Consider the following 4,678-nt stretch of genomic DNA (forward strand, 5'->3'; position numbering starts at 1 on the left):
ACATTCCGCGCGGCTCGTGAAGCGCAGGCGAACCTTTTGATCCACCCTGTTGTCGGCATGACCAAGCCCGGCGACGTCGATCACTTCACCCGCGTGCGTTGCTATGAGGCGGTGCTGGACAAATACCCGCAGGCCACCACAACGATGTCCCTCTTGAACCTTGCCATGCGCATGGCGGGCCCTCGCGAGGCGGTCTGGCACGGCTTGATCCGCAAAAACCACGGCTGCACCCACTTCATCGTTGGCCGCGACCACGCAGGCCCCGGCAAGAATTCCGCAGGTGAGGATTTCTATGGCCCCTATGACGCGCAGGATCTGTTCCGTGAGCATCAGGAAGAGATCGGCATCGAAATGGTCGATTTCAAACACATGGTCTATGTGCAGGAACGCGCGCAATACGAGCCTGCGGATGAGATCAAAGACAAAGACGACGTCACCATCCTGAACATCTCTGGCACGGAACTGCGCCGCCGACTGGCCGAAGGCCTCGAGATCCCGGAATGGTTCTCTTTCCCAGAAGTTGTGACAGAGCTGCGCAAAACCAAGCCACCGCGTTCCAAACAGGGCTTTACGGTCTTCTTCACAGGCTTCTCTGGCTCTGGCAAATCCACCATCGCGAATGCGTTGATGGTTAAACTGATGGAAATGGGCGGCCGTCCTGTGACCCTTCTGGATGGCGATATTGTTCGCAAAAACCTATCCTCCGAGCTTGGCTTCTCGAAAGAGCACCGCGACCTCAACATCAAGCGCATCGGCTATGTTGCTAGCGAGATCACCAAGAACGGCGGCATCGCAATCTGTGCCCCAATCGCGCCATATGCGGCGACGCGCCGCCATGTGCGCGAAGAAATCGAGCAGTTCGGGGCCTTTGTCGAAATCCACGTTGCCACATCCATCGAGGAATGCGAACGCCGCGACCGCAAAGGCCTTTATAAACTGGCCCGCGAAGGCAAGATCAAGGAATTCACCGGTATCTCAGACCCTTATGACGTTCCAGCCAACCCTGAACTGAGCGTCGAAACCGAGAACGTCGAGGTCGACAACTGCGCTCACCAAGTTCTGTTGAAACTGGAAAGCATGGGTTTGATCAAAGCGTAAAACGACAAAAGCGCGGCTTAAAGGGCCGCGCTTTTTCAAGTCTAACGGATCCTTTGAAAGGATCCGACGTCGATTTCTTTCAAAGAAATCGTGACCGCGATCAATGCACAGTCACAGGCGCGTAGTCATTCTGGCGCGCCAGTGCAAAGGCAAGGTTGCGTTCTTTGACGACCGCAAGGCGCTCGCCATCGGCGCCATGGACGGCGTAGAGCGTCTGGATGCCTTCGACCTGATCCTGCATATCCTTAGGCAGGTCTGTCACAGACACCTCACGCACATAGACCATGCGGTCCTCGTTTGGCGTTTCAAAGTCATACTTGCTGATCATCTGCTCACCCTTTCTTAATATTGATTGTCTGAACGACAGTTTCCGGACGCGCTTGGGTCAGGTCGACATGAAGAAGTCCGTTTTCCATGATCGCCTCGCCCACCTCGACGCCGTCTGCCAGCACGAAAGACCTCTGGAACTGACGCGCGGCGATTCCGCGGTGCAAAAAGATTCGATTGCCACTGTCATCGTTCTGACGCCCACGGATCACCAGCTGGCGATCCTCGACCGTGATGCTCAGATCCTCTTCGGCAAAACCGGCTACAGCCAGCGTGATGCGGTACGAGCGATCCGAAGTTTGTTCAATGTTAAAAGGGGGATAGCCGCCATTTTCAGCTTTCGCTGTGCGCTCTACAAGGCGCTCTAGCTGTTCAAATCCCAGCATATGGGGGTAGGACCCCAACGTTAGTTTGCTCATCATGATGTCCTTACGCGAAGCGACGATCCAAAGTTCAGGCCCCTTTCAGGCAGCCCGTATCTTGGAAATATGGGCATCAAAAACCACAAGCGCAAGGGCTTTGCTAACCGCGCGCAAAGGCGTATCCTAACCGCAAGGCAATAAGACGAGTCACTTATGACCGGACTAGACAAACTGGAGATGAAAACCGACGACGTCCTGCGTGTCGAACTCCAGGTTTTCAAACAAGAGCACCGTGATCTTGATGAGGCCATCGAGGCCCTGATCGAACGCGGCACAAGCGACGTGCTGACGATCAAGCGTTTGAAGAAGAAGAAACTGCTTCTGAAAGACAAAATCGCCTATATCGAAGACCGTTTGACCCCTGATATCATTGCCTAGACTGCGCATCTGCGTATAGTGCGCGCTCATTCCAGCACCGGAGATCACGATGGCCGAAATCAAAGTGGGCATTATCATGGGCAGTCAGTCGGATTGGCCCACCATGAAAGAAGCAGCCGACGTGCTGGACGAGCTGGGCATCGCCTATGAAACCAAGATCGTATCAGCGCACCGCACCCCTGACCGGCTGTGGACCTATGGCAAGACAGCTGTGGAGCGCGGACTTCAGGTGATTATCGCAGGCGCAGGCGGCGCAGCGCATCTGCCGGGGATGATGGCCTCGAAAACCCGCGTGCCTGTGGTGGGCATTCCGGTTCAGACCAAAGCGCTGTCTGGCGTCGACAGCCTGTACTCCATCCTGCAGATGCCGCGCGGATTTCCGGTTGCGACAATGGCGATTGGCGCGGCCGGGGCCAAGAATGGTGGCCTGATGGCCGCTGGCATCCTTGCCCTGAATGACGATGCTCTGGCGGCACGCCTTGATCAGTGGCGCGAGGATCTGTCAGCCTCGATCGCTGATGAGCCCGAAACATGAGCCGCATCGGCTTTATCGGCACCGGCCATATCGCAGCCCCAATCGTGCGGCGCATGGTTCGCCTTGGGCATGAGGTCTCTGTCACCACACGAAACGCAGATGTATCAGCCGCATTGGCCGCCAGCCACGGGGTCTCGGTGGCCGAGCCTCAAGACGTGCTGGACGCCAGCGACGTCGTCTTCATCTGCCTGCGCCCCTCGGTGGCGCCCGGTATCCTTGAGTCGCTGACATTCCGCGCAGACCATCAGATCATCTCTGTGATGGCGGAACACAGCGAAGCCGCGCTTTTACAATTTTGCGCGCCCGCAACGCAGATCAGCCGCACCATCCCGCTGGGTTTTGTTGAGACGGGCGATTGCCCGCTGCCGGTCTGGGGTGACAGCGCTCTGATTGCCGAGCTTTTCGCGCCCGACAACACCATCCTCGCCATGCCGCAAGAAGCCGGGCTAAACGCGATCCTGACGGCGTCGGCCTTTATGGCCAGCCAATTGGACCTGCTGAACACCGTCGCGGAATGGACGGATGCACAAATCGGGGACGCAAATGTGTCCGAAGCCTATATCCGAACGTTGATTTCCGGCTTTCTGACCACGATGCCACGTGATACGGGCAGCCTGAAAGCGGAACGCGATGGGCTGACGCTGCCGGGGTCTTTGAACCGTTTTGTCATGGAGGCCATGGCCAAAGACGGATGCCACGACACTCTGACACGCGCCCTTGATGATGTTTACGAAAGGCTGACGTCCCAATGAGCACCCCTCTCCCTCTAGGCAGCACCATTGGTATTCTTGGCGGTGGGCAACTTGGCCGGATGCTTTCCGTTGCGGCCTCTCGCCTGGGATATAAGACGCATATCTTCGAGCCGGGCGCGAACCCGCCCGCAGGTCAGGTCGCAGATCAGGTAACAACAGCCGACTACGACGATGCGGCCGCACTGGCGGCGTTTGCGGGCTCTGTCGATGTCATCACTTATGAATTTGAAAACATCCCGACCTCGGCTTTGGATATTCTGGAGACCCACCGTCCCATCCGCCCCGGTCGCGAGGCGCTGCGGGTCAGTCAGGACCGGATCACCGAGAAAGACTTTCTGACCGGACTGGGCCTGAAAACCGCGCCTTACGCGCAGATCGACTCCGCTGCGGATCTGGCCAAGGCGATGGACGAGATTGGAACCCCGTCGATCTTGAAAACCCGTCGGTTTGGCTATGACGGCAAAGGTCAGGTGCGCCTGTCAGCGGACAGCGATCCGGCCCAAGCGATGCAAGAGGTTGCGGATGCACCGTCTGTGCTGGAAGGGTTTGTGACTTTCAGCCACGAAGTCTCGGTCATCGCCGCGCGTGGCATCACGGGCGACGTAGCCTGCTTTGATCCAGGCGAGAACGTCCACGAAGGCGGCATTCTGCGCACCACCACGGTGCCGGCGCGACTGCCCGGCCCAAGGCGCATGGACGCGGTGCTGATCGCATCACAGATCCTCAACGCGCTGGATTACGTCGGTGTCATGGGGGTCGAACTGTTCGTCACCGCCCAAGGTCTGATCGTGAACGAAATCGCGCCGCGTGTTCACAATTCGGGCCACTGGACCCAGAACGGCTGTGCCGTAGATCAGTTCGAGCAACATATCCGCGCCGTTGTCGGCCTGCCTCTTGGGGATGGCAAACGTCACAGCGATGTCGTCATGGAAAACCTGATCGGCGAAGACATGGACCGCGTGCCCGACCTGTTGAACGAGCCGCATGTGGCCCTGCACCTCTATGGCAAGGCCGAGGTCAAAGCAGGACGCAAAATGGGCCACGCAAATCGCGTGACGCCTGCACAATAACGGCTTGATCTGGCGGCGCTTTATGCGCCGCTAGGCCAGAAACCTCTCAGCGACGCCCCCCGCCAGATAGGTGATCCGCCCTCGGGCCATTGTCGC

Annotated in this window: 7 protein-coding genes; 5 read left to right on the plus strand and 2 right to left on the minus strand. The window is 58.0% G+C overall.

Annotated elements, in window-relative coordinates:
• Positions 1-1,098 (plus strand): bifunctional sulfate adenylyltransferase/adenylylsulfate kinase (locus ACEQWH_RS08515; RefSeq protein ID WP_370229749.1); only part of this gene is annotated, 1,098 nt, incomplete at its 5' end.
• A 100-nt stretch (positions 1,099-1,198) separates the two neighbouring features.
• Here the strand turns inward: ACEQWH_RS08515 and ACEQWH_RS08520 are convergent.
• A complete protein-coding gene (locus ACEQWH_RS08520) occupies positions 1,199-1,426 on the minus strand; it encodes a DUF1150 family protein (protein ID WP_370229752.1) in 228 nt (75 codons plus the stop codon).
• Between the two features lie 4 nt (positions 1,427-1,430).
• Complete coding sequence (locus ACEQWH_RS08525) at positions 1,431-1,844, minus strand: Hsp20 family protein (protein WP_370229754.1); 414 nt, start codon at positions 1,842-1,844, stop codon at positions 1,431-1,433.
• A gap of 156 nt (positions 1,845-2,000) precedes the next feature.
• On the opposite strand from ACEQWH_RS08525, the gene ACEQWH_RS08530 reads away from it, so the two are divergent.
• The 4 genes from ACEQWH_RS08530 to ACEQWH_RS08545 are packed head-to-tail and all read left to right on the plus strand — an operon-like array spanning position 2,001 to position 4,582.
• Positions 2,001-2,225 (plus strand): YdcH family protein, encoded by a 225-nt coding sequence (locus ACEQWH_RS08530; protein ID WP_370229757.1) that lies wholly within the window; start codon positions 2,001-2,003, stop codon positions 2,223-2,225.
• A gap of 49 nt (positions 2,226-2,274) precedes the next feature.
• Positions 2,275-2,760, plus strand: coding sequence for a 5-(carboxyamino)imidazole ribonucleotide mutase (gene purE / locus ACEQWH_RS08535; protein ID WP_370229760.1), 486 nt, complete (start codon positions 2,275-2,277; stop codon positions 2,758-2,760).
• The gene (locus ACEQWH_RS08540; RefSeq protein WP_370229763.1) at positions 2,757-3,512 is read left to right on the plus strand and encodes an NAD(P)-binding domain-containing protein; all 756 of its coding nucleotides are present in this window, start codon (positions 2,757-2,759) and stop codon (positions 3,510-3,512) included. The genes purE and ACEQWH_RS08540 overlap by 4 nt, the downstream gene beginning before the upstream one ends.
• Positions 3,509-4,582 (plus strand): 5-(carboxyamino)imidazole ribonucleotide synthase, encoded by a 1,074-nt coding sequence (locus ACEQWH_RS08545; RefSeq protein ID WP_370229765.1) that lies wholly within the window; start codon positions 3,509-3,511, stop codon positions 4,580-4,582. Before ACEQWH_RS08540 ends, ACEQWH_RS08545 begins: the two co-directional genes overlap by 4 nt.
• Positions 4,583-4,678: the final 96 nt, after the last annotated feature.

Origin of the sequence: Cognatishimia sp. (genome assembly GCF_964229375.1) — a bacterium.
Classification (GTDB): domain Bacteria; phylum Pseudomonadota; class Alphaproteobacteria; order Rhodobacterales; family Rhodobacteraceae; genus Cognatishimia.

What these genes read in the sequence shown, in the direction of transcription:
- ACEQWH_RS08520 (WP_370229752.1), bottom strand. Translation starts at nt 1,426, where the DNA reads ATGATCAGCAAGTATGACTTTGAAACGCCAAACGAGGACCGCATGGTC.
- ACEQWH_RS08525 (WP_370229754.1), bottom strand. Translation starts at nt 1,844, where the DNA reads ATGAGCAAACTAACGTTGGGGTCCTACCCCCATATGCTGGGATTTGAA.
- ACEQWH_RS08530 (WP_370229757.1), top strand. Translation starts at nt 2,001, where the DNA reads ATGACCGGACTAGACAAACTGGAGATGAAAACCGACGACGTCCTGCGT.
- purE (WP_370229760.1), top strand. Translation starts at nt 2,275, where the DNA reads ATGGCCGAAATCAAAGTGGGCATTATCATGGGCAGTCAGTCGGATTGG.
- ACEQWH_RS08540 (WP_370229763.1), top strand. Translation starts at nt 2,757, where the DNA reads ATGAGCCGCATCGGCTTTATCGGCACCGGCCATATCGCAGCCCCAATC.
- ACEQWH_RS08545 (WP_370229765.1), top strand. Translation starts at nt 3,509, where the DNA reads ATGAGCACCCCTCTCCCTCTAGGCAGCACCATTGGTATTCTTGGCGGT.